Consider the following 23,657-nt stretch of genomic DNA (forward strand, 5'->3'; position numbering starts at 1 on the left):
CTCTGCAGTGCAGCGTGAAAGACGCAGGCGCAGCAAGGACCCGTTTCACAGCCTTGCGATGAGCGGCTGTGAGAACAGCGCGAGTCGGGCGGCCGCGGTGTCCGGGCGCTCGGCGCGGAGCAGGTCAGCCATTTCCGGCGCCGCGAGCGGTCGGAAGAACAGGAAGCCCTGTGCCAGTTCGCAGCCGTTGTCGCGCAGGAACCGCGCCTGCCCCGCGGTCTCCAGCCCCTCGGCCACCACGCGCATGCCGAGCTTGCGTCCGAGCTCGATCACCGCGCAGACGATCGCGGTGTCGAAGGCATCCCGCTCGATGTCCTTCACGAAGCTCTGGTCGATCTTGATGGTGTCGATGGGCAGCTGCTTGAGGTGGATGAGGCCGGCATAGCCGGTGCCGAAATCGTCGAGGGCGACGCGCACCCCCGCGCGGTCCAGCTCCTCGAGGATCGGCGCCACATGCTCCGAACTGCGCCCGAGGAAGACGGTCTCGGTGATCTCCACGTCGAAATGCGATGGCTCCACGCCCGCGGCATGGAACTGGCGGAGCAGGGTCGGCGCGAGGTCGCGATTGTTGAACTGGGCGGGCGCAAGGTTGATGGCGACGCGGCCGCAGTCGAAGCCGAGCTCGATCCAGCCGCGCACGTCGCTGGCCACCCGGCGTACCATGCGCTCGCCGATGAGCACGGCAAGCTCGGGATCGGAGAGCGCGGCCTCGAAGGCGGAGGGCGACAGGATGCTGTGCGGCGAGCGCCGCCAGCGCACCAGCGCCTCCACCCCGGCGAGGCGGCCGGTCGTCAGCGACACCTTGGGCTGGTAGTAGGGCACGATCTCGTCATCGGCGAGCGCGCCGATCATGGCCCGGTTCAGCGCCACGCGCTCCAGCACCGCCTGGCGCATGGCGGGGGCGTAGACGACCACGCGGTTCCGGCCCTGCTGCTTGGCGGCGTAGAGGGCGAGGTCGGCGTCCTTCATCAGTTCGCCATAGGAACAGTCGTGTTCCGGGCAGGCGGCGATGCCGACGCTCGCGCGGGTGGAAAAATGCCGGCCGGCATGGAGCAGCGGCCGCCGCAGCTCGACGAGGATGCTCTGGGCGAGACGCCGGCCCAGCCCGATCGGATCAGGTCCTTCCACAGCGCATACGAATTCGTCGCCGCCAAGCCGGGCAATGAGGGCCGGCTGGTCGATCAGGGCGTCGAGCCGATGGGCGGTCTCCATGAGAACCGCATCGCCCGCATCGTGGCCGAGGGTGTCGTTGACGTCCTTGAGCCCGTCGAGGTCCATGAGCAGCACGCAGATGCCCTGCCCCGGCTTGCGGCGGGCGAGCGCGGCCTCCAGGCCCTCGTGGAAGGCCGCGCGGTTCGGCAGCCCCGTCAGCGCATCGTGGCTCGCCGCATAGCGGGCCTGCCGCTCGGCCGCGCGGCGGTCGGTGACGTCCACCAGTGCCGCCACGAGATTAGGCATGGGCCCGGAGGGCGTGACCGCGGCAGCAAGCACCACCTGGCGCTCCTCGCCATCGGCAAGGGTCACCGTGGTCTCGAATTCGGTGGCCATGCCGTCGCGGCGGAGGCGCTCGCGCAGGGCCTCGGCATCGTTGCCCCCCAGCGCGGCCTGGCACAGGCCGGCAGCGTCTGGCAGGTCCAGCGTCCCGCCGTAGAACCGCCGCGCGGCCTCGTTGGACTTGATGTGCCGGCCGTCGTCGAGCCCCGCGACCACGAGGGGCATGGGCACCGCCTGGAATGTGTTCTCGAGGATGTCCTCGCTGGCGCGGAGCTTCTCGTTCGCCTCCCGCTCAGCCCGCACCACCGACCAGAAGCGCCGCTCGGTGCGGTTGGCGCGGGCGGCGACGAGGGCCAGCATGGTGTTGAGCACGGCCACGGCGAGGGCCAGCCCCATCCCCGTCTGCCAGCCCGTCGAGCCATCGAGATAGCCCAGGAGCAGCAGGGCGCTGGCCCCGAACCCGCCGGACACCAGCCAGCCGAACGGGATCGGCACGGCCAGATAGAAGACGGTCGGCAGCAGCATCACCACGAACAGGGCGAGGTCGCTGTGCGAACTGACCAATACGGCGATGGCAGCCGATATGCCCCAGAGCCACGTGACATAGATGGCCGTCATCCGCCCCGGCGTGGTGGCGACCTGGACGGCCACGAGGCATAAGAGCGACAGCGCCACCACCACGAGCCGGGCACTCACCGCGACCACGAAATGCGGGGTCCCGGCGAATCGCCAGTCACTCATCAGGAACAGGGCGTTGAGAATCACCGAGGCGGCGAACAGCAGGCGCGCGTGCCGTTGGGTTTCCTCGAGGCAGGCGAGGCGGAATTGCCGCTCAAGGGCCTTGTCGATGAACTCGCCGCCGAAAGCCCGGAGACGCGCGGCCTCGGGGCCTCCCGCCCCGTCTGCGCTCGCGACTTGACCCGAAATACCTTTCATATCGCGGATTCTAATGGCCCATTTGACCGCGCGCCAGCACGCGGGCTGCCTGGTCGGCGTGTAATCATACCTTCGACCACCGATTTCTTCAGCGACTTTTTTCAGGAGCATCTGATGGATGGCCTATGCCCCACCGGCAAGATGCGCTCCCGCGAGCGCCGCGCAAGTGAATACTACTTTGAGATGCATGGCGCACGTACACACATACCCCGGCCAACCCAGTGATGTGCTGCCGGCGCGGTGTATGGTGCCGTCGCATGGCGCGTTGCATGGCGGCCGTCGCGTGCTGTACTGCGGCAGGAGACGCCAGGGAAGCCAAGCAAGGGGCGCCGCAAAGGCACCGCACAGGGAGCCGCAGATGCTGAAGGACAAGCGCATCCTCCTCCTCATCGGGGGAGGGATCGCCGCCTACAAGTGCCTCGATCTGGCCCGCCGGCTGAAAGAGCGCGGCGCGCTGGTTCGCGCCATCATGACCGAGGCCGCCGGGCGATTCGTCACGCCGCTGTCGGTCGGCGCCATCACCGGCGAGCGGGTGTTCACCGACCTTTTCGATCTCACGGCCGAGCATGACATCGGCCACATCCGCCTGTCGCGGGAGGCCGACCTCCTCGTCGTCGCACCGGCGACGGCAGACCTTCTCGCCCGCATGGCCCACGGCCTCGCCGACGACCTCGCCACCAACTGCCTGCTGGCCACCGACAAGCCGGTGCTGGTCGCTCCCGCCATGAATCCGCGCATGTGGGCGCATCCGGCCACCTGCCGGAATGTCGCCCGCCTGAGGGCGGACGGCATTTCGGTGGTCGGCCCCAATGCGGGTGCCATGGCCGAGCGCGGCGAGTTCGGCGAGGGTCGCATGGCCGAGCCGATGGAGATCGTCGCGGCCATCGAGGCACATTTCGGCGAAGGCCCGTCCCGGCTGCTCGCCGGGCGCCGCGTCCTCATCACCTCAGGCCCGACCCACGAGCCCATCGATCCGGTGCGCTATATCGCCAACCGCTCCTCCGGCAAGCAGGGCCACGCCATCGCCGCCGCGGCCCGCGCCGCCGGCGCCGATGTGGTCCTCGTCTCCGGTCCGGCGGAGGTCCCCGACCCCGAGGGCGTGCGGGTGATCCATGTGGAGAGCGCCCGCGACATGATGGCCGCGGTGGAGGAGAACCTGCCCGTGGACGCCGCCGTGTTCGCCGCGGCCGTCGCTGACTGGCGGGTGGCGGACGCCTCGGAACAGAAGATCAAGAAGGACGGCGGCGGCGCCCCCACGCTGATGCTGGTGGAGAACCCCGACATCCTCGCCTCGGTCTCCCGCCATCACACCCTGCGCCCGCGCCTGGTCGTCGGGTTCGCCGCCGAAACCGAGGAGGTGGTGGCCCATGCGCGCGACAAGCGCCTGCGCAAGGGGTGCGACTGGATCGTCGCCAACGACGTGACCCCGACCACGGGCATCATGGGCGGGGACAGCAACACCGTTCATCTCGTCACCGCGGCCGGCGTCGAGGACTGGCCCTCCGCCACCAAGGCCGAGGTCGCCCGCCAACTCGTCGCCCGCATCGCCGCAGAACTCTCGGGAACCCGTTCGTGACAACACCCCCTGTGAAGATCCAGCGCCTGCCCCACGCCGCAGGGCTGCCCCTGCCCGCCTATGCGACCCCCGGCGCCGCCGGCATGGATCTTACCTGCGCCCTGCCGGCCGACGCGCCCCTCAGCCTCGCGCCCGGCGATTGCGCCGCCATCCCCACCGGCTTCGCCATCGCCCTGCCGGAGGGCTTCGAGGCGCAGGTGCGGCCGCGCTCGGGGCTGGCCAGGAACCACGGCGTGACGGTGTTGAATTCGCCCGGAACCGTGGATTGCGATTACCGTGGCGAGATCGCCGTGCTGCTCGTGAACCATGGCCGCGCAAGCGTCGAGATCAGCCGGGGCATGCGGATTGCGCAGATGGTCGTGGCCCCCGTCGTTCAAATAATGCTGGAAGAATCCGGAGAATTGAGCCAAACTGCACGCGGTTCCGGTGGTTTTGGATCCACAGGCCTCGGTTCCCCGTGATTTAGCCGTCGGTGGACGGCCGGGAGCAGTTTCACCTTTCGAGACGCTCCCTTTAAAGGAAGCCGTTCCTCCGATGCCGCGCCTTTCCGACAAGAGCCTTCTCGCGATCGCCGCCGTGGTGGATGTGGCCGTGCATGCCCGGGGCGCGCCGGTGGCCGCCAAGGCGCTGGCCGCCCGCCACGGACTTCCCCCTCGCCGGCTGGAGCCGGTGCTGCAGGCCCTCGTCCATGCCGGCGTCCTCAAGGGCGTGCGTGGCCCGCGCGGCGGCTATGAGCTGGCGCGGGAACGCCGCCGGGTCTCCGTGGCCGAGATCGTCCGGGTGGTGGAAGGCGCCGAGGAGGAAAAGGAAATCATCCTGCCACCGCTGGTGACGGACGTGGTCCAGCCGGCCGTGGCTGCGGCGGAAGACACCTTCGACACCGCGCTCGACGGCGTGACGCTCGAGGACCTGTGCCGCGCCGCCGACGACAAGGGCCACGGCTCCGAGCACGAAAGGATCGACTTCGCCATCTAGGCTCCCGGCCCGGATCGGCGATTGCGGGACCTCTCCGACATCGACCTTCCTGCGGAAAAGGGGTCTAGTTCCGCGATCGAAGAGTGCCCCTCGGGGAGGACACATCCCCGACCAAGATGCCCGAAACTGCCCCTGCGGGTCCGGACCCTGCGGCCCGCCCATGGCAGACACGACGAAACAAAAAGGAGATCGCCCATGGCACAACCTGCCGCCAAGATCGTGTCCTCCGCCCCCCTCGTGGGCCGGGGGCGGGTCTATGATTCTATCACCGAGACCATTGGCAGCACGCCGCTGGTGCGGCTCAAGCGGCTTCCGGAGCTGCGCGGGGCCAAGGCGGACATTCTCGCCAAGCTCGAATTCTTCAATCCCATCAGCAGCGTCAAGGACCGCATCGGCGTCGCCATGATCGACGCGATGGAAGAGGCCGGCGTGCTCGACGCCGACACCGTGCTGGTGGAGCCGACCTCCGGCAACACCGGCATCGCGCTCGCCTTCGTCGCGGCGGCGCGCGGCTACCGGCTCATCCTGGTCATGCCGGAGAGCATGTCCATCGAGCGGCGCAAGATGCTGACCCTGCTCGGCGCCGAGCTGGTGCTGACCCCCGCCAATCTCGGTATGAAGGGCGCCGTGGCCCGGGCCGAGCAGATCATCTCCGAGATGCCCAAGGCGGTGATGCCCCAGCAGTTCAAGAACAAGGCGAATCCCGACGTGCACCGCCGCACCACGGCGGAGGAGATCTGGAACGACACCAACGGCAAGGTGGACGCTGTTGTCGCCGGCGTCGGCACTGGCGGCACCATCACCGGCATCGGCCAGGTGCTGAAGCCGCGCAAGGCCTCGCTGAAGATGATCGCGGTGGAGCCGGAGGATTCCCCGGTGCTCTCCGGCGGCCCTCCCGGCCCCCACAAGATCCAGGGCATCGGCGCCGGCTTCGTGCCGGAAGTGCTGGATCGCTCGGTGATCGACGAGGTGGTGACCGTGGGCAACCAGACAGCCTTCGACACCGCCCGCGCCCTCGCCCGTTATGAAGGCATTCCCGGCGGCATCTCCTCCGGTGCCGCCGTGGCGGCCGCGCTGGAGCTGGCGGTGCGGGACGACATGGCCGGCAAGACCATCGTGGCCATCATCCCGTCCTTCGCGGAGCGCTATCTTTCGACCGCGCTGTTCGAAGGTCTCTGATCCTTTTCCCGCGTCCCGGCACCGGCCGGGGCGCGGGGCTCGCTGCCGGTCCGGGCCTGCCGCTGGAGCCGCAGCAAGGCGGCGTGGCGGGCCGGATCATAGCCGGCGCCGCCGGCCCGCGCCGCCTTTCGCACTTGGCGCAACGCCCGGGCAATGCCCTCCGGCCCCTCGCAGAATACCTCGAGCCCCCGCATCAGCCGCCCGACCTGCATCTCGGCCGCCTCGGCCGCGAAGGCGTGCGTCCGCCTGCCTGTCCCCCGCACTCCGGCCATACCGCCCCCTCCATTGCGTATGCCGGATGCTGGAGCTGTGGCGAGGACAGGAGGATAAATTCCTAGACTGAGAATTCTTGAGCCTGGCCGCGGATACATATAACTTTCTGATATTAAATAGTTTAATGATTGCCACCTGCAAACAGGGGTTGCATGCTCTATCCGCCTCCTCTTGAAAGGGCAGATGATTGATGTAGGAATTTTTTCCCTGCAATGAGCGTTTCCGATGAGCCCCCTGCCTGCCCCCTCGGTCTCCCGCCCACCCTCCGTTCCCGTCAGCCCCGCACGGGGATACCGCCTACATCGCTCGAAGCCTTGCTGCCAGATCGCCGTCGCGGTGGCGGCGGCTGATGCGGGCGTGGGTGTGGAGGCTTTGCTCTCGCATAGCCGGTCGACGGCTCCGGTGGCGCTGGCGCGGCAGCTCGCCATGTATCTCGCCCATGTGGGGCTGGGGCTTCCGCAGGCGTCGGTGGCGGCGGCGTTCGGGCGGGACCGGTCCACCGTCGCCCATGCCTGCCGGCGCATCGAGGAATTGCGGGACGCCGCGCCGTTCGACCACAAGGTCGGCCGGCTTGAAGCATGCCTGCGCTGGGCGGCGGAGGCGTAACATGGCAGCGTCCGGCATCGCCAAAGAACGCCCTTTGAAATCAGATACTTCCTGCCGACGACAGCGGAAGGGCGCGGCGCAGTCCAAAGCGCCGTCGCCCGGCTTCAACCCGGCGGAAAGCCCGCTCGCCTGGCTCGCCCGGCGGCAGGGCAAGGACGGTCGCGCCATGGTGGACGCGGCGCAATTGCAGGCGGGAGAACGGCTGAGGGCGGATTTCACCCGGGCCAATCTGACCCCCCGCGTCACCAGCCGCTGGAGCGAGGTCTCGGGGGCCGGGACGCCGGAAGCCTTCACCGACATGGTGCTGGCGGCGAAGCTCCGGGTGTCCCGGGCGCTCACCGCGGTGGGCCCGGAATTGTCCGGCGTTCTGCTGGACGTTTGCTGTTTTCTCAAGGGGTTGGAGACAGTGGAACGGGAGCGGGGGTGGCCGGCGCGCACCGCGAAGGTGGTGCTCTGCCTCGCCCTCGATCGCCTCGCTGGACATTACGGAATTACCACTACCGCCACCGGCCGCGACCGAACGCCCATGCGGGCCTGGCAGGCGACCGCGGCGGAAACCTCATCAGGACAATGACTTGGCCGTATCCCGGATGATCTGGAAGGCGGCGTCCACGTCGCCTTCCGTCGTCTCCATCGCCCCCGCCTGGAAGCGGATGACGAGGTGCCCATCGACGCGGGTGGGCGTGAGATAGAGGGCGCCGCCGTCGTTGATGGCAGTGAGCATCGCCAGCATGTGGGCGTCGAGGTCGCGCCCGTCGCCGGGGTCGTGGCGGAAGGTGAAGAGGGAGAGCACCGGGGTGCTGGCCAATGAGAAACCCGGCTCTTGCGCGAGCCTTGCCGCCAAAGCCTGCGCCCAGCGCACGTGGTTGCGCATCATCTCCCTGAGCCCGTTAAGTCCATGGGCACGCAGGACAAACCAGAGCTTCAGCGCACGGAAGCGGCGGCCGAGCTGCACCGTCCATTCGCTGTAATTGGTGATGTCGTCGTGGCCGTGGGTCTTCAGATACTCCGGCTGGATGGACAGGGTGCGCAGGTGATCGTCCACATTGCGGAGGTAATGGGCGGAGCAGTCGAACTGCACGCCCAGCCATTTGTGCGGATTGAGCACGATGCTGTCCGCCGCCTCCACCCCCGCCCACAGATCGCGGAACTCGGGGCAGATCATCGCCGTGCCCGCCCACGCCGCATCGGCATGCACGAACAGGCCATGCCGATGCGCGATTCGAATGAGTTCGGGTGGGGAATCGATGGCGCCGGTGCCGGTTCCACCCATGCAGAGAACGAGTCCGGCCGGCCGATGCCCGGCGGCGAGGTCGGCGGCGATGGCGGCCTCCAGCGCGGCCGGGTCCATCCCCCGCATCGGCCCCCTCGTCGGTATCCGGATGAGGTTCTCGGCGCCGATGCCGGACACCCACGCCGCCCGGTCGATGGAGGTATGAACTTCCGCCGAAGCATAGACCCGCAGCCGCTCCCGCCCGGACAGGCCGGTGGCGTTGCCGGTGAAGCCGAGCGCCCGCTCGCGCATGGTGAGGAAGGCGCAGAGGGTCGCGGAGGAAGCCGAATCCTGGATCACCCCGGTGAAATCATCAGGCAGGCCCACCGCCTGACGCAGCCAGTCCAGCGCCACGCCCTCAAGCTCGGTCGCGGCCGGGGACGTCTGCCACAGCAGGCATTGCGCGCCCATGGCGGAGGAGAGCATCTCCGCGATCACGCTGGCGGGGCTGGCGTTGGCGGGGAAATAGGCGAAGAAGCGCGGGTGCTGCCAGTGGGTCATGCCCGGCACGATGATGCGACGGAAATCCTCAAACAGCGCATCCATGGGCTCCGCCTCTTCCGGCGGGCTCGGGGGCAGCTGGGCCGCGATCTCGCCCGGCTTCGTGCGGGCACGGACGGGCTGGTCCCTCAGCGTCTCGCGATAGTCCGCCGCGAAGGTCGCCGCCTCGTGCGCCCAATGGCGGAAGGTGTCCCCGTCCATGTCCCTCGTCCCGTCCTCGTCACTGACGGGGACATAGCCGACTTCGCCGGACTGGCAAACGCGGGGCACTGCGACAGCTTGAGCGGGACGGCATACCCTCCCGCCTTCGTGTCCGGCGCGGGCCCTTCTCCATGCTAGTGTCTTAAGAGCACGCGCCGATCTGATTGCCTCGCAATCAGATCGGATCACGCGTTCTCTTTCTAAAATGTAGAGGGCGATTTGCCGATCAAGTTGTTCCAACTTGATCGGATCGCGCTCTAGGGAAAGGGCTTTCCCCGGAGGCTCCGCCGCTCTAAGACGGCGCGAAAGCTCCGGACGCAGGCGGCCACAGCTCGCCGACGCGGAGCCCGATACGACCACGAGACGCGCTGAGGAAACCGGCGCGCCGCAAGAACGAGGCCCGCGAGGATATGCCCCAATACCGCTCCCGCACGTCCACCCACGGTCGCAACATGGCCGGCGCCCGCGGCCTGTGGCGCGCCACCGGCATGAAGGACGGCGATTTCGGCAAGCCGATCATCGCGGTGGTGAACTCCTTCACCCAGTTCGTGCCCGGCCATGTGCACCTGAAGGACCTCGGCCAACTGGTGGCCCGCGAGATCGAGAAGGCGGGCGGCGTCGCCAAGGAGTTCAACACCATCGCGGTGGATGACGGCATCGCCATGGGCCACGACGGGATGCTCTATTCGCTCCCGTCGCGCGAGATCATCGCCGACAGCGTGGAATACATGGTCAACGCGCACTGCGCGGATGCCATGGTCTGCATCTCCAATTGCGACAAGATCACCCCCGGCATGCTGATGGCCGCCATGCGCCTCAACATTCCGGCCGTGTTCGTCTCGGGCGGCCCCATGGAGGCCGGCAAGGTGCTGCTCTCCACCGGCGAGAAGAAGGTGGACCTCATCGACGCCATGATCGCCGCCGCCGACGACAAGGTGTCGGACGCCGACGTGACGGTGATGGAGCGGTCCGCCTGCCCCACCTGCGGCTCGTGCTCCGGCATGTTCACCGCCAATTCCATGAACTGCCTCACCGAGGCGCTGGGCCTCGCGCTGCCGGGCAACGGCTCGGTGCTCGCCACCCATGCCGACCGCGAGCGGCTGTTCGTGGAGGCCGGCCACCTCATCGTGGACCTCGCCCGCCGCTATTATGAGCAGGACGACACCAGCGTGCTGCCGCGCGCGGTCGCCTCGTTCAAGGCGTTCGAGAACGCCATGACGCTGGACATCTCCATGGGCGGCTCCACCAACACGGTGCTGCACCTGCTCGCCGCCGCCAACGAGGGCGAGGTGCCCTTCACCATGGCCGACATCGACCGCCTCTCCCGGCGCGTCCCGGTGCTGTGCAAGGTCGCGCCCGCCGTCGCCAACATCCACATGGAGGACGTGCACCGCGCCGGCGGCATCATGGCCATCCTCGGCGAGCTGGATCGCGGCGGCCTCATCCACACCGATCTGCCCACCGTGCACGCGCCGACCATGGCCGACGCGCTGGAGCGCTGGGACGTGGTCCGCACCAAGAGCGAGAGCGTCGCCACCTTCTTCCGCGCCGCCCCCGGCGGCGTGCCGACGCAGGTGGCGTTCAGCCAGTCCCGCCGCTGGGAGGATCTCGACCTCGACCGCGAGGCGGGCGTCATCCGCAATGTGGAGCACGCTTATTCCAAGGACGGCGGCCTCGCCGTGCTCTACGGCAACATCGCGCTCGACGGCTGCATCGTGAAGACGGCGGGCGTGGACGCCTCCATCCTGAAGTTCACCGGCAAGGCCCGCATCTTCGAGAGCCAGGACGCGGCGGTGGAGGCCATCCTCTCCACCGGGCGCATTCAGCCGGGCGACGTGGTGCTGATCCGCTATGAGGGGCCGCGCGGCGGGCCGGGCATGCAGGAGATGCTGTATCCGACCTCCTATCTGAAGTCGAAAGGCCTCGGGAAGGCGTGCGCGCTGGTCACCGACGGGCGCTTCTCGGGCGGCTCCTCGGGCCTGTCCATCGGCCATTGCTCGCCGGAAGCGGCCGAAGGCGGCGCCATCGGCCTCGTGGAAGAGGGCGACACCATCGAGATCGACATCCCGAACCGCATCATCCGCGTGGCGGTGTCGGACGAAGTGCTGGCCGAGCGCCGCGCGGTGATGGAAGCCAAGGGCGATGCCGCCTGGAAGCCGGAAAACCGCAAGCGCGTCGTCTCGCAGGCGCTGCAGGCCTATGCCGCGCTGACCACCTCCGCCGCGCGCGGCGCGGTGCGCGACGTGAAGGCGCTGCGGCGCTGAGCGTCTGTCGGGGGGCGCGGCTGAAGCGGCCGCGTCATCCCCGCCGGGTGAGGAAATCCTCGGCCAAAGCCAGCGTCCCGGCCGTATAGGCCGGGCCCATGGCCTGCGCGGTGGGCGTCTCGGCGTGGGAGGCGACCCAGGCGGTGAGCAGCATCCGGCGCAGCATCACGAACACGTCGAGCTGCGCATCGGCATCCGCCGGCAAAGGCGCGCGGGCGCGGTAGCCCTCCGCCCACGCTTCCTTCAGCGCCGGCACCAGCGGCGAATGCTCCATGAAGGACACCGCCGAGGCGAAGTCGTAGAGAAACCACGACACGCCGCAATCGTCGAAATCGATCAGCGTCAGGCTGTCCCCGTCCGCCAGGAGATTGGCGAGGCGCAGGTCGGCGTGGATGAGGCCGAAGCTCTCCGGCGCCGTCAGCGGGGCGAGGCGGTCCTTCAGGGCGAGCGCGGTGCGCTCCAGCAGAACGCGGCCGGGCGCATCGAGGCCGAGCGCGGCGCGGAAATCGCCCCAGAGGGGACGCTCGCCCAGCATGCTGTCAAAATCCCACACCTTGCGGGTGAAGCCCTCCGGCCGCCGCCAGCCCTTCGCATGGGCGTGGAGGCGCGCATGGAAGCCGCCGAGGCGGGCGAACCAGTGGGCGAGGTCCGCGCCCTCCTGCGGCTCGATGCCCGGGACGAAGGCGAAGGCGGCCAGACGGCGCGGGGCGCCGTCCGCGCTCACCTCATTGAGGAGGCGGCCGTCGCGTGTGGGAATGATGGCGGGGGTCGGCACCACGGCGTCGGCGCGCAGCGCTTCGATCCAGGCCAGCTCCGAGCGGATTTCCGCCGCCGCGTGATATCCGGGGCGATAGACGCGGACCACCATGTCGTGCGCGCCGGCGGTGGCGCGGAAGGTGGCGTTCTCGGAGATGGAGAGGAGCTGGAGCGCCGCATCCGGCGGCAGGCCCCAGTCCGGCAGATGGGCGCGGACCATCTGTTCGGTCCGCGCGAGATACGCTTCGTCGTACAGCACCCGTCCGGCCCCTCACGCGTGTCGGACGGGCGCTATAGCATGGGATGAGGCCCGTACCATCGGCGCCGGCCTGCGACCGGCGCCGATTGGTTTCGCTCAGGCGCCGCGCAGGCTTTTTCTGCGTTGCCTTCGCTCAGGCGCCGCGCGGGCTTTGCGCTCAGACGAGCCCGGCCATGATGCCGACGCCGGCCACCGCCACCGCTGCGCCCGCGCCGCGCACGAACTTCTCGCCATGCAGCTCGCCGAAGCGGCCGATGGCCATGCCGAGGCCGATGCCGGCGAGGTGCAGGCCAGCGGTGGCGACCATGAAGCCGAGGCCATAGGCGAGGCCCGAGGCATCCGCCGGCATTTCCACGCCATGGGCATGGCCGTGGAAGATGGCGAAGAAGCCGACCATGGCCATGGCCGCCGCCAGCGGCGCCTTGAGGCCGAACGCCACCACGCCGCCGAGCACGGTCACCGACAGGGCGATGCCCAGCTCCACGAACGGCACGTCTATGCCCGAGACGCCGAGCGCGCCGCCCACCGCCATCAGGCCGACGAAGGTGGCCGGCACCGCCCACACGGCGCGCCCGCCCAGCTGCCAGGCGAAGATGCCCACCGTGACCATGGCGAGCAGGTGGTCGAGGCCCCCCAGCGGATGGGCGAAGCCGTGGCTGAAGCCGTGCACGGCCCCCGCGCCCGTATGGGCGAAGGCGAGCTGCGGCAGGAGCGTGAGGGCGGCGGCGGCGGCGGCCGTGCGGATCGTGCGGTGCATGAAGGTCTCCCCGGTGTTTGAAGGTTCGCAAAAAGGGTCAGCAGATGCGGGGCAGTTGATCGCCGACCAGCATGTCGACGATGCGCTCGCCCCCGAAGCGCGTTCTCATGACGACCCGTCCGGGCCGCTCGGACGTGACCTCGCCGATCACCGCCGCCTCGCGGCCCAGCGGATGGGCGCGGAGCGCGGCCAGCGCCGCCTCCGTCTCCCCGGCGGGCACCACGGCGAGGATCTTGCCCTCGTTGGCGAGATAGAGCGGATCAAGGCCCAGGATCTCGCAGAAGCCCATCACCTCCGGCCGCATGGGCAGGCTCAGTTCGTCGAGGCGCACGCCGACCCGGCTCGCCTCGGCCAGCTCGTTCACCACCGCCGCGATGCCGCCCCGCGTGGCGTCGCGCATCATGCGCAGGCCGGGGGCGGCGGCGATCAGCGTGTCGATCAGGCCGTTCAATGGCGCGCAGTCGCTGGCGATGGCGGTGTCGAGGGCGAGGTCGCCGCGCGCGTTGAGGATGGCGGCGCCGTGGTCGCCGAGGAGGCCGTTGACGATCACCCGGTCGCCGGGCCGCGCCTTGGTCACGCCCACGTCGAGGCCGGCGCGGATGACGCCGATGCCGGTGGTGGTGATGAAGAGCTTGTCGCAGGCCCCGCGCGCCACGACCTTGGTGTCGCCGGTGGCGATGTCCACGCCCGCCGCGTGCGCCGTCTCGGCCATGGAATGGACCACGCGGCGCAGCGTATCCACCTCCAGCCCCTCCTCGATGATGATGGCACAGGAGAGCGCCACCGGCGTCGCCCCGCCCACCGCGAGATCGTTCACCGTGCCGCACACCGCGAGCTTGCCGATGTCGCCGCCGGGGAAGAACAAAGGATCCACCACGAAGCCGTCGGTGGTGAAGGCGAGCCGGTCGCCCCGCGCCATCAGGGCGGCGAGGTCGAAGCGGGCCTGATCCTCCGGCGCGGCGCGGCCCGCGCCCGAGAAGGCGGAGAGGAACACGTCGTCGATGAGATCGCGCATGGCGCTGCCACCGCCGCCATGGGCGAGCGTCACGATCTTCTGCGTCATCGGCCGCCGGCGCGCTGCGGCGGGAGTTGAGACGGGAATGGCGGTCGAGATGTTCATGCGGCCTCTCCCCGTATACCGCCATATTGATAGTAAGCCGCGCAAGAACCTTCGGACGACACCATCAGCGCGCCGAGCGGCGTCTCGGGCGTGCAGCCCTTGCCGAACTCGGGGCAGGCCCACGGCTTTGCGGCGCCGGTGAGCACCTCGCCGCAGCGGCACTGGGCGGGATCGGCCACCTTGATGTCCGGCACGGAGAAGCGCTTTTCCGCATCGAAGGCCGCATAGGGCGCCGTCAGCCGCACGCCCGAGCCGGCGATGGAGCCGAGGCCGCGCCACTCGAACGTCTCGCGCGGCTCATACACCTCCTGCACGGCCCGCAGCGCCGCCGGATTGCCGTGCTCGGGCACGACGCGGGCATACTGGTTCTCGATTCCAGCGCGGCCGGCCTCGATCTGCCGCAGCACCATGAGCAGGGATTGCAGCAGGTCGATGGGCTCGAAGCCCGACACCACCAGCGGCCGGCCGAACTCTTCCGCGATGAAGCGGTAGGGCGACGTGCCGATGACCATGGAGACGTGCCCCGGCCCGATGAAGCCGTCGATGCCGAGGTCGGGCTGCTCCAGCAGCGCGCGCAGCGTGGGGATGATGGTGATGTGATTGCAGAAGAGCGAGAAGTTGGTGACGCCCTCCCGCGCCGCCCGCTGCACGGTCAGCGCCGTGGAGGGCATGGTGGTCTCGAAGCCGAGGCCGAAGAACACCACCTCCCGCCCCGGATTGCGCTTCGCGAGAGCGAGCGCATCCAGCGGCGAATAGACCATGCGCACGTCGGCGCCGTCCGCCTTGGCCTGAAGCAGGCTCTTCTTCGAGCCGGGCACCCGCATGGCGTCGCCGAAGGTGGCGAAGATCACCTCCGGGCGCTCGGCGATGGCGACGCAATCATCCACCCGCCCCATGGGCAGCACGCAGACGGGGCAGCCGGGGCCGTGGACGAATTCCACGAGGTCCGGCAGCAGGCCTTCGAGGCCATAGCGGAAGATGGCGTGGGTGTGCCCGCCGCACACCTCCATGATGGCGAAGGGCCGGTCCCGCCCCCGCTCCAGGCGGGCGGCGATGGCGCCGATCTCCTTCACCAGCGCGCTCGCGAGGGCGGGATCGCGGAATTCGTCGACAAAGCGCATGTCCGCCTCCTCAGCGCGGGGTGGAGAGCAGCTCGACGCTGCCTTGGGTGAGAGCTTCCATCTCGGCCGCCGCCTCGCCGATCTCGGTGAGCACCTTGAGGGTGGCGGCGGCCTCCTCCTCGTCGATCCTGCTCATGGCGAAGCCCACATGCACCAGTACCCAGGCGCCCACGAGATCCTCCAGCGGCGCGCCGGGCTCGGCCACGCACACCACGTCCACGGTGCGGCGGACGCCGGACACATCCACCACGCACAACATGGCCTCCGCGTCCGCGACGGCGACGATCTGTCCGGGAATGCCGAGGCACATGGCTTATTCCTCCTTAGTGCACCGTTGCTCAGTGCGATTGGCCAAACGCCCCACCACGGGCGATGCCGTAGCGGTCGAGCTTGGCGCGCAGGCCGACGCGGGAGAGGCCGAGCTCCTCCGCCGCGCGGCTCTTGTTCCAGCGGCAGCGCACCAGCGTCTCGGTGAGGATGGTGGCTTCCATCCGCTCGATGCGGTCCTTCAGGGGTCCGCTGTCGGGCAAGGAAATGGAGGAATTGGCCAGCGTCTCCGGCGCCCGCGTCTCGGCGGCGGCGGCGCGCACCACGTGGGGGGAGAGGAGATCGGCGGAGAGGGTGTCGCGCTCGGCGAGCACCAGCATGCGTGTCACCTCGTTCTGCAATTCGCGCACATTGCCCGGCCAGTCGTAGGCGGACATGCAGGCGAGCGTCTCGTCGCTGAAGCCGCGCACGCGCTTGCCGTGCTGGCTGGAGAGCGCATCGAGCACGCTCTGGGCCAGCACCGGAATGTCCGCCCGCCGCTCGCGCAAAGCGGGCAGCGTCAGCACCATGGCCGAGAGGCGATAATAGAGGTCTTCGCGGAAGCGGGCGCGGGCCACCTCGCCCTTGAGGTCGCGGTGGGTGGCGGCGAGCACGCGGACATTGACCCGCTTCGCCTCGTTGGAGCCCACGGGGCGGATCTCGCCCTCCTGCAGGAAGCGCAGCAGCTTCACCTGGAAGGCGGGGGAAACATCGCCGATCTCGTCGAGGAAGATGGTGCCGCCGTCCGCCTGGTCGAGGAGGCCGATGCGGGTCACATGGGCGCCGGTGAAGGAGCCCTTCTTGTGGCCGAACAGCTCGGATTCCAGCAGTTCGTCCGGGATCGCCCCGCAATTCACCGCGAAGAAGGGGCGGTCCGAGCGCAGGCTGGAATAATGGATGGCGCGGGCCAGCAGCTCCTTGCCGGTGCCCGTCTCGCCATGGATCAGCACGGGCACGTCGAAGGTCGCCACCTGCGCGGCGCGGGTGCAGAGCTGCGAGAGCGGGCTGCCGGGGGCGCGTACGAGCGTGTCGAAGTGGAAATTCTGCTTCACCCGCGCTTCCAGCGCGCCGAGGCGTGCCTCGGCATTGGAGGCGGTCAGCTTCATCTCCAGATTGAGCCGCTCGTGGTCGCGCTGGAGCTGGAACAGGTGGGCGGCGTTGCGCGCGGCGAGCAGCAGCTGGTCCGGGTGCCAGGGCTTGGGGATGAACTGGTAGATGCCGGCGTCGTTGATGGCGCCGATCATGTCCTCCGGCTCGGTGTAGCCGGTGACGATGATGCGCAGGATATCCGGCCAGCGCTCGCGCACCTCGGTGAGCAGCGCGACGCCGGAGGTCTGCGGCATGCGCTGTTCGCAGAAGATCACCTGGATCCACTCGTTTTCGAGGATGCGCCGCGCCTCCTCCGCATTGAGAGCGGTGAAGACGTCGAACTCCTCGTCCAGCACGCGGGCGATGACCTCCACCGAGCGCGGCTCGTCATCCACCACGAGAATGGCCGGGCGCCGGTTCATCGCGCGCCTCCCGCCGCCGCACGCAGGGCCGAAGCTTCCGCCTCGCGGGCGCTCGCAAGGTCGTTGAGGCGGGCGGTGCGGGCGGCTTCGAGCCACGCGATCCAGCGGGACAGGCCAATTTCGCCGCGCGAGGACGTGGTGAGGATGTCCGCCTTCGGGTTGATGCGGCGGATGTTGGCCTCAAGCCGCGCCATGTCCGCATCCACATAAGGCGCAAGGTCCGCCTTGGTGATGAGCACGAGGTCGGCGCCCTCGAAGATGTCGGGATATTTGAGCGGCTTGTCCTCGCCCTCGGCCACCGAGATCAGCGTGACGCGCTTCGTCTCGCCAAGGTCGAAGGCGGCGGGGCAGACGAGGTTGCCCACATTCTCGATGAACAGCACGCCGCCGGGCGGGAGGGGCAGCTTTTCCAGCGCATGACCGACCATGTGGGCGTCGAGGTGGCAGCCCTTGCCGGTGTTGATCTGCACCGCCGGGGTGCCCACCGCGCGGATGCGGGCGGCGTCATTGTCGGTCTGCTGGTCGCCCTCGATGACGGCGCAGGGGATGCGGGCGGCGAGCGCCTTCAGCGTCTCCACGAGAAGCGTCGTCTTGCCGGCGCCGGGGCCGGAGAGGAGGTTCAGCGCCAGCACGCCCGCGCCATCGAGGCGGGCGCGGTTGCGGCCGGCATAATCATCGTTCTTGGCGAGGATGGAGGTTTCGATCTCCACCATGCGCGCCTGCGTCAGCCCCGGCGCATGGGCGCGGGCGGGGCCGGTGCCGTAGTCCAGCGTGCCGGCGTCGGGCGCGTGGGCGTGATCGTCGTGGTGGTGATGGTGATGGTGATCGTGGCCGTGCTCGTGCCCGTGCGCATGGCTGTGGGTGGTGCCGTCCGCATGGGTGTGGGTGTGCGGATGGTCGTGACCATGGGCGTTGTCGTGGGAATGGGAATGGGAATGGCCGTGGGCCTCGGAAATGGTGGCGCCGTCGCCGCTGCAGCCGCAGACCGTGCACATCACATCACCTCCAGGTCTTTGATCTTCATCTCGGTGCCGCCATTGGGCACCAGCCGTTCTCCGCCGCACTTCGGGCAGGGGGCGAGGCGGTGATTGAGCGGCACGGTGTCGGAGCAGTCGAAGCACCAGGCGGTGCCCTCCTCCTCCAGAACCACCAGCTCGGCGCCGTCCGCCAGCGATCCCTTCGTCACCACGTCGAAGCCGAAGCGCAGCGCCTCCACCTCGATGCCGGCGAAGCGGCCGATGGCGAGGCGCACGCGGGTGACGCGCGAGAAATTCTGCGCCTTCGCCGCCTCCTCCATCGCCGAGAGCAGGCTCTCGCACACGGCCATCTCATGCATAGGCGGGCTCCGTGGCGAAGGAGAGGGTGACGGGCACGCAGGGATTGATGGCGCAAACGAGCAGCGGCGCAAGCCACCGCGTCCGCCAGCCGGGCGAGAGGGCGGCGAACGCCCGCTCCATGAGCCCGCCGGGGGCGAGGTTCCAGGCGCTGGGGGAGAGGATGCGATAGGCGGTGACGCGTCCGCCCTCCACCTCCGCCCGATGCCCCAGCAGCCCGCGCGCGGCGGGCGCGATGCCCGGCGGAAGCGGCGGCGACGGGCGCGGTGCGAGATGGGCGAGGCCATCCACCAGCCGGGCGAGGAGACGCACGAACAGGCTCGGCCCCTCGGATTTGAGCAGCGCGGCCATCAGCGGCGTCGTGGCGACGCGACCAAGGGCGCCGGTCTCGCGGTGGGAGCCGATGGCGGCGGGCGGCCGCGCGAGGGTGGCGGCGAGCACGTCCGCGCTCAGCTCCGGCAGATGGGCGCGCCCTTCCGCCGGATCGGCCTCGCGGATGCGGGCGAAGGCGCGGGCGGTGGGGGTGGGCGCCTCCGTGAGCCACGCCTCCAGCTCGGACGGGGAGAAGGCGGAAACATCGCTGGCGTCCCCCACCAGAGCGGCATGGAAGGCGGCGCCGTCCGGCCGGGCGAGAAGGCCGAGGGCGGCGCGGTCGGGCGCCATGCCGAGGGCCACGGGCACGGTGTGGAGTAACGCGAGCGCATGGTCGCGCACCGTCTCGCGCGCCATCGTCTCGGCATCGGCGGCGGCGGGCAGGCCCAGCGCGGAGCGGGCGGCGAAGGCGTGGGCCGCTCCGCACAGGTTGAAGACGAGGGGGGCGAGCCGCGCCGCCTCCTCCGGCGTACGGCCGATGAGGGCCACGGCGGGGTCCGGCCCCTCCTCCCGCGCCACGCGCCAGCCGCCCGCGCGCCCGTCGGGCGTGAGGGTGAGGCTGCGGAGGGCGCGGGGCGGGGGGACGGGAAAGTTCATGCCGCGCCGTCCCGGATATCGTCCGCGCTGGCGCGCGGGCCGAGGAGGAGCGAGCGGCGGGAGAGTTCCGCCGGCGTCTCGCGGCGGGGGGCCGTTTCCGCCTCGGGGGCGAGTGCCGCCGCCTCGGCCGCCGCGCGCGCGGCCTCTTCCGCCTCTGCCCGGCGGCGGATTTCGCCGGAGCGGGTGCCGTCCTCCCGGTTGGCGGCATCGAGCAGGCCGGGCATCACCGCCTCGGCCGTCTCCACCGCCTGCAGCATGGAGGAGAAGTCGAACATGGGGGAGAAGAGGGAGCAGGCCTTGTAGGGCCCGGTCTCCGGCCGGTTGGCGGCGAGGAATTCATAGGTGCCCGAGGGAAAATCGATGAATTCACGCTCGCCGGTGCGCAGCTGCGTCCAGTCGTCGGTCGCATTGGGCAAAAGCACGATGTTCATGAACCAGGGCGTCACCAGCACGCCAATCACCCTTCCGCCATGGATGCGGAAGCCCACCGCCTTCACCCCGAGCGAGCCATTGACGAAGGGCACGCCCTTCATCTTGGCCGCATGGATCTCGCGGAACACCGCCTCGAACAGGCCGGGCGCCTCGGCGAGCTGGCGCTCCAGCGCCGGATCTATGGGGGCGACGCGCATCACCGCCGGAAGATCGGGCGTGCCGCCGTCGAGCACCATGAAGGCGTCACGGGCACCGTCGCAGACGGGGCAACGCCAGTGATCGGGCAGCGCGTTGAACGGTGTGCCGGGGGGAATCTGCCACGCCTCGCACCCCTCGGCGGGGTCGTAGACGTGCCAGCAGACCTTGCATTCCAGCCGCGCGGTGGGGGCGAGCCGCGCGCGATCGCCGAGATAGGAGCCGTCGAAGAAGCTGTGTTGGGACATTTTCGACCTCACCGCATGGCCGCCAGCACCTCGACGAGGCGCTCGGCGGAATCGGCGATGTCCTCGCGGGCGGCGCAGGCGACTTCCGGCACCTCGCTCACCTCGATGGTGTCGAGGATGAGCATGTCCTGCGAATTGTAGAAGCGCACCCGCCAGACGTGCCGCGTGCCCGTGGCGTCGATGCGGCAATTGCCGTAGCCGCGCGACAGCACGGTCGTCGCGCCGGGGCCAAGACGCGCGTCCAACATGGCGAGGTCTTCCGGCGTATGCGGCAGGAGGGAGAGGTTGATGACGTGCGCCGGATCTCCCGGCTGGCGGTTGCGGGCGCGGTCGTCGATCTCCACCAGCAATGCGGGCGCGTTGAAGATGCCGGGCGCGGGCGCATCGAGGCCGGAAAGGTCGATGCCCGCGCCACCGCCGAATGCCCGCACCACAGCGCCGCGCGGGAAGGCGCCGATCTCGATGCGGTCGGTGCCCGCCGCGCCGCGCAGGCGCCACACGCCGGCGAAGGTCGCTTCCTGGATCTCCATGGCGCGGACATCGCCGCGTCCTTCCACCTTCACCGCCACCTCGCCCTCGCCCATGGCCTCGTCCACCAGAGCCACGTTGGCGGCGTCGAGATGGGCGAGGTCGATGATGCGGCTCTCGCCCGGCTGCCAGCCTTCCAGCGCGGCGATCACCTCTTCCAGCACGGCAAAGGCGGGGGCGTAGCGGTCCTTGTCCTCCACCTCGATGAAAGGCGCCTCGAAGGTGCGCATGCCGGACGGCATCGGGAGATAGGCGAGGCCCTCGTCCTCGGCGGTGGACTGGCTGCCGGGGCCGAAGCCGATGGGGGGCTGTGTGGCGAAGGGGGACGAAGACATTCGGGGCAGCCTTCAGTGGGTGGCGGCGGAGGGGGCGGCGAGCAGGGCGCGGAGCTTGTCGAGATATTCGTCCCAGTCCCGCATGCGGGCGATGGCGCCGACCGGCTGGCCGGCGCGCAGCACCACGATGGCGGGGAGCGCGAGGCTCATGGCATCGCGCAGGGCGGTTTCCGCCTTGGGGCCGGCGAGGGCGATGCCGATGGCCTGCGGCCCGCCCAGCGCCTTCACCAGCTCGGGCAGCACCACGGCGATGTCCGGGCTCTCCAGATGCGCCTTGCCGTGGGAGGGCAGGAACAGGAAATGGTCGCGGGCATCGAGGCGGGCGGCATCTTCCAGCGTTTCGACGGAGGGCCAGGCGCCGGCCTCGCTGAGGCGGCGCACGAGGGGGTGGAGATCGGGAGCGGCGAGCGGGGGCATCAGGCTTCCTTTCGGCCGGCGGCATAGGCCGCGGCGAGATGGGGCGGCAGGACCGGTTCGCGGTCCACGAGATCGGCGAAGGCGCGGTCAATCAGGGCGGTGTCGGCCTCCCCCGCCATGATGGCGGCGACGCCGGAGAGCGCTTCCGTGATGAGGCGCGCCTCCTCTGCTTCCAGCAGGCGGCGGGCGGCGCCCTGGAAGACGAGGACGTGATCGCCCTCCCCGGCCTCCGGCACGAGGGAAAGGTCCACCCGCTCCTCCCGCCCCTCGGCCGAGCAGAGCGCGTAGGGGCCCTCAAGGCTCTCGATACGCATGGGCAGGCCGAGGCACATGAACTCAGCCCTCCTGCCGCACGAGGACGCGGGCATCGCCGATGCGGCAGGCCTCCTCGGCGCTCGGGCGCTCGGTCTCATAGGGGTCGCGGGCGACGGCGGCGGTGACGAGAGATCCCTCCCCCGCGCGGGGCTCCGGCACGATGCCGAATTCGTCCTTCAGGATGGCCAGCACCTTGCGCGCGGCAGGCTCGATCTGCGCCGCGACGGTGGCGGTGAGGCCGCCGCCGTAATCGTCCAGCACCTCGGGTTGCACGCCCACGAGCACGATGCGGCCGGGGGTGTGGCCGCGCAAGGCGAGGAGGCCGAGGATTTCCTGAAAGCCGGTCTGGTGCAGGCTCACCTTGCGGGCGGCGAGCACGGCGGGCACGTCGGCGTCGGCGCGGATGTGGACGGTGCCCGGCGGCGAGCCGAAATCCACCGCGTCCACGATGACGACGCCTTCGGCTTCTTCGAGATAGGGGAGCAGATAGAGGCCCTGCGTGCCGCCATCGAGCAGCGTCACAGGCTCGGGGAAGGTGAAGGCGCGATCCAGGGTTTCCAGAACCCGCACGCCGAAGCCCTCGTCGGCCCACAAGATGTTGCCGATGCCGAGCACCAGAATGCGCGCGCAAATCCGTTCGCCGTCCATGCGACGCTGCCCTCCCTGCGATGGCCTCCCACGACGGTCTGCCGCCGTCTGATTTCGAGTTCGTCTAAATCAAGGACCGTGCCAAGGCGGCGTGAAGCCGGCCAAGGGCTTGATTCGGATCAAGACGCGTGGATCTGCGAGGGCCGGATCGTGAGCTCAATTTGCAATGTATTTGATCAGTTTGCGCCAAAAATGGAAACAATGATTCCGCTTTCCGGGATCCGGAAAGGCTTTTCACGGGGCGCGCCATCCGCGCCCTGCGACGATCGTTAGCACCTGCAGCGCCAATTGGAATGCGCCGCACCATTGCGCAGAAACGAAAAGGGCGCGGCCGAAGCCGCGCCCTTCTCTCGTGTTCCGTCGCGCCGCGCCGCTCACTCCGGATCGTCGTCCCGGAAGGTGCGGTGGCCGTTGGTGATGGCGGAGACCATCGATTGGCGGGACATGATGTCCTCGCGGATCACCGAATAGACGTGGATGATGATGAACACGATGATCACCCACATGCCGAGGTGATGCAGCGTGTGCACCTGCATGGACCCGCCCAGGAGCGGGATCACCCAACCGAACAGCCGATCCTGCCACGAGCCGAGCCCGGTGCCTTCCGAATAGAGGGCGAAGCCGGTGAGGATCATGAAGGCGAGGCCCAGCACCATCACGAAGAACAGGAACACCTGCGCCAGCGGATTGTGCCCCACGAACTTCAGCGGCCGCGGCTTGAGAAACGCATACCACTGCACCTCGGTGAAGAAGCCCTTCCAGAAGCTCGCCCGCCAGAACGGGAAGGTGAACAGCTCCCGGGAATACTTGTTGCCGAAGAAGGCCCAGATGATCCGCCCCAGGAACCCCACGGCGAGGATGTAGCCCGCCGAGAAGTGCACGAAGCGGATGGTGCCCATGAGGTAATGGGAACTCGCCTCACCCGAGAGCGTCGGGAAAGGCGCGCCGATGAAGTAGCCGGTGACGCACAGCACCAGGATGCACAGCGCATTCACCCAGTGCCACAGGCGCACCGGCGCCTCATAGACATAGACGGTGGTCAGCTTCTTTCCACCGGCGATCGCCTGAGCGACCGGGGTGGGGGCCGCCGCCGGAGGAGCGGCGCCGGAGAGAGAGGTATCCGTCATG

Annotated in this window: 24 protein-coding genes; 7 read left to right on the forward strand and 17 right to left on the reverse strand. The window is 69.4% G+C overall.

From position 1 onward, the window contains the following. Nucleotides 1-45: 45 nt before the first annotated feature. The gene (locus tag V5F63_RS23615; protein WP_209486408.1) at nt 46-2,430 is read right to left on the reverse strand and encodes a putative bifunctional diguanylate cyclase/phosphodiesterase; all 2,385 of its coding nucleotides are present in this window, start codon (nt 2,428-2,430) and stop codon (nt 46-48) included. 358 nt (nt 2,431-2,788) lie between these two features. On the opposite strand from V5F63_RS23615, the gene coaBC reads away from it, so the two are divergent. The 6 genes from coaBC (at nt 2,789) to V5F63_RS23645 (ending at nt 7,613) form a co-directional block, all read left to right on the forward strand. Then, nucleotides 2,789-4,006: a bifunctional phosphopantothenoylcysteine decarboxylase/phosphopantothenate--cysteine ligase CoaBC gene (coaBC, locus tag V5F63_RS23620; RefSeq protein ID WP_394102956.1), complete on the forward strand. Its 1,218-nt coding sequence runs from the start codon at nt 2,789-2,791 to the stop codon at nt 4,004-4,006. Next, entirely contained in the window at nt 4,003-4,467 is a 465-nt protein-coding gene (dut, locus tag V5F63_RS23625; protein ID WP_209486412.1) for a dUTP diphosphatase, read from the forward strand. The genes coaBC and dut overlap by 4 nt, the downstream gene beginning before the upstream one ends. A 73-nt stretch (nt 4,468-4,540) precedes the next feature. Next, nucleotides 4,541-4,981, forward strand: coding sequence for an RrF2 family transcriptional regulator (locus tag V5F63_RS23630; protein WP_209486414.1), 441 nt, complete (start codon nt 4,541-4,543; stop codon nt 4,979-4,981). Nucleotides 4,982-5,176: 195 nt separating this feature from the next. Next, nucleotides 5,177-6,160 (forward strand): cysteine synthase A, encoded by a 984-nt coding sequence (gene cysK / locus V5F63_RS23635; RefSeq protein ID WP_209486416.1) that lies wholly within the window; start codon nt 5,177-5,179, stop codon nt 6,158-6,160. Nucleotides 6,161-6,658: 498 nt separating this feature from the next. Further along, nucleotides 6,659-7,039, forward strand: a complete 381-nt coding sequence (locus V5F63_RS23640) for a helix-turn-helix domain-containing protein (RefSeq protein WP_394102955.1) — start codon at nt 6,659-6,661, stop codon at nt 7,037-7,039. A gap of 1 nt (nt 7,040) precedes the next feature. Then, complete coding sequence (locus V5F63_RS23645) at nt 7,041-7,613, forward strand: DUF6456 domain-containing protein (RefSeq protein ID WP_394102954.1); 573 nt, start codon at nt 7,041-7,043, stop codon at nt 7,611-7,613. Here the strand turns inward: V5F63_RS23645 and V5F63_RS23650 are convergent. After that, nucleotides 7,602-9,014 (reverse strand): pyridoxal phosphate-dependent decarboxylase family protein, encoded by a 1,413-nt coding sequence (locus V5F63_RS23650; protein WP_394102953.1) that lies wholly within the window; start codon nt 9,012-9,014, stop codon nt 7,602-7,604. The two genes, V5F63_RS23645 and V5F63_RS23650, sit on opposite strands and share 12 nt — an antisense overlap. A 410-nt stretch (nt 9,015-9,424) precedes the next feature. On the opposite strand from V5F63_RS23650, the gene ilvD reads away from it, so the two are divergent. Continuing rightward, nucleotides 9,425-11,278, forward strand: a complete 1,854-nt coding sequence (ilvD, locus tag V5F63_RS23655) for a dihydroxy-acid dehydratase (protein WP_394102952.1) — start codon at nt 9,425-9,427, stop codon at nt 11,276-11,278. Nucleotides 11,279-11,312: 34 nt separating this feature from the next. Here ilvD and V5F63_RS23660 read toward each other — a convergent pair whose 3' ends face one another. The 15 genes from V5F63_RS23660 to cybH form a co-directional block, all read right to left on the reverse strand. Then, entirely contained in the window at nt 11,313-12,293 is a 981-nt protein-coding gene (locus V5F63_RS23660; protein ID WP_394102951.1) for a phosphotransferase enzyme family protein, read from the reverse strand. Between the two features lie 157 nt (nt 12,294-12,450). Then, complete coding sequence (locus V5F63_RS23665; RefSeq protein ID WP_394102950.1) at nt 12,451-13,050, reverse strand: HupE/UreJ family protein; 600 nt, start codon at nt 13,048-13,050, stop codon at nt 12,451-12,453. Nucleotides 13,051-13,087: 37 nt separating this feature from the next. After that, nucleotides 13,088-14,113: a hydrogenase expression/formation protein HypE gene (hypE, locus tag V5F63_RS23670; protein WP_394102960.1), complete on the reverse strand. Its 1,026-nt coding sequence runs from the start codon at nt 14,111-14,113 to the stop codon at nt 13,088-13,090. Nucleotides 14,114-14,166: 53 nt separating this feature from the next. Beyond that, the gene (gene hypD, locus V5F63_RS23675; protein WP_394102949.1) at nt 14,167-15,291 is read right to left on the reverse strand and encodes a hydrogenase formation protein HypD; all 1,125 of its coding nucleotides are present in this window, start codon (nt 15,289-15,291) and stop codon (nt 14,167-14,169) included. A gap of 10 nt (nt 15,292-15,301) precedes the next feature. Beyond that, complete coding sequence (locus V5F63_RS23680; protein ID WP_209486436.1) at nt 15,302-15,601, reverse strand: HypC/HybG/HupF family hydrogenase formation chaperone; 300 nt, start codon at nt 15,599-15,601, stop codon at nt 15,302-15,304. A 28-nt stretch (nt 15,602-15,629) separates the two neighbouring features. Beyond that, nucleotides 15,630-17,108, reverse strand: a complete 1,479-nt coding sequence (locus V5F63_RS23685) for a sigma-54-dependent transcriptional regulator (RefSeq protein ID WP_394102948.1) — start codon at nt 17,106-17,108, stop codon at nt 15,630-15,632. Next, nucleotides 17,105-18,103, reverse strand: a complete 999-nt coding sequence (hypB, locus tag V5F63_RS23690; RefSeq protein ID WP_394102947.1) for a hydrogenase nickel incorporation protein HypB — start codon at nt 18,101-18,103, stop codon at nt 17,105-17,107. The genes V5F63_RS23685 and hypB overlap by 4 nt, the downstream gene beginning before the upstream one ends. Next, nucleotides 18,103-18,444: a hydrogenase maturation nickel metallochaperone HypA gene (gene hypA / locus V5F63_RS23695; RefSeq protein WP_209486447.1), complete on the reverse strand. Its 342-nt coding sequence runs from the start codon at nt 18,442-18,444 to the stop codon at nt 18,103-18,105. The genes hypB and hypA overlap by 1 nt, the downstream gene beginning before the upstream one ends. Beyond that, a complete protein-coding gene (locus V5F63_RS23700) occupies nt 18,437-19,411 on the reverse strand; it encodes a hypothetical protein (protein WP_394102946.1) in 975 nt (324 codons plus the stop codon). Before V5F63_RS23700 ends, hypA begins: the two co-directional genes overlap by 8 nt. Next, the gene (locus V5F63_RS23705) at nt 19,408-20,286 is read right to left on the reverse strand and encodes a [NiFe]-hydrogenase assembly chaperone HybE (protein ID WP_394102945.1); all 879 of its coding nucleotides are present in this window, start codon (nt 20,284-20,286) and stop codon (nt 19,408-19,410) included. Before V5F63_RS23705 ends, V5F63_RS23700 begins: the two co-directional genes overlap by 4 nt. 8 nt (nt 20,287-20,294) lie before the next feature. Continuing rightward, nucleotides 20,295-21,149 (reverse strand): hydrogenase expression/formation protein, encoded by an 855-nt coding sequence (locus V5F63_RS23710; RefSeq protein ID WP_394102944.1) that lies wholly within the window; start codon nt 21,147-21,149, stop codon nt 20,295-20,297. 12 nt (nt 21,150-21,161) lie between these two features. Next, nucleotides 21,162-21,566: a thioredoxin domain-containing protein gene (locus V5F63_RS23715; protein ID WP_209486456.1), complete on the reverse strand. Its 405-nt coding sequence runs from the start codon at nt 21,564-21,566 to the stop codon at nt 21,162-21,164. Next, nucleotides 21,566-21,898, reverse strand: a complete 333-nt coding sequence (locus V5F63_RS23720; RefSeq protein ID WP_394102943.1) for a HypC/HybG/HupF family hydrogenase formation chaperone — start codon at nt 21,896-21,898, stop codon at nt 21,566-21,568. Before V5F63_RS23720 ends, V5F63_RS23715 begins: the two co-directional genes overlap by 1 nt. Before the next feature lie 4 nt (nt 21,899-21,902). Beyond that, nucleotides 21,903-22,529 carry a HyaD/HybD family hydrogenase maturation endopeptidase gene (locus V5F63_RS23725; RefSeq protein WP_394102942.1) on the reverse strand — a complete coding sequence of 209 codons (627 nt, stop codon included), beginning with the start codon at nt 22,527-22,529 and terminating at the stop codon, nt 21,903-21,905. 374 nt (nt 22,530-22,903) lie between these two features. Next, entirely contained in the window at nt 22,904-23,656 is a 753-nt protein-coding gene (gene cybH / locus V5F63_RS23730; protein ID WP_394102941.1) for a Ni/Fe-hydrogenase, b-type cytochrome subunit, read from the reverse strand. Between the last annotated feature and the right edge of the window lies 1 nt (nt 23,657).

Source organism: Xanthobacter wiegelii (assembly GCF_043193855.2).
GTDB lineage: Bacteria > Pseudomonadota > Alphaproteobacteria > Rhizobiales > Xanthobacteraceae > Xanthobacter > Xanthobacter flavus_A.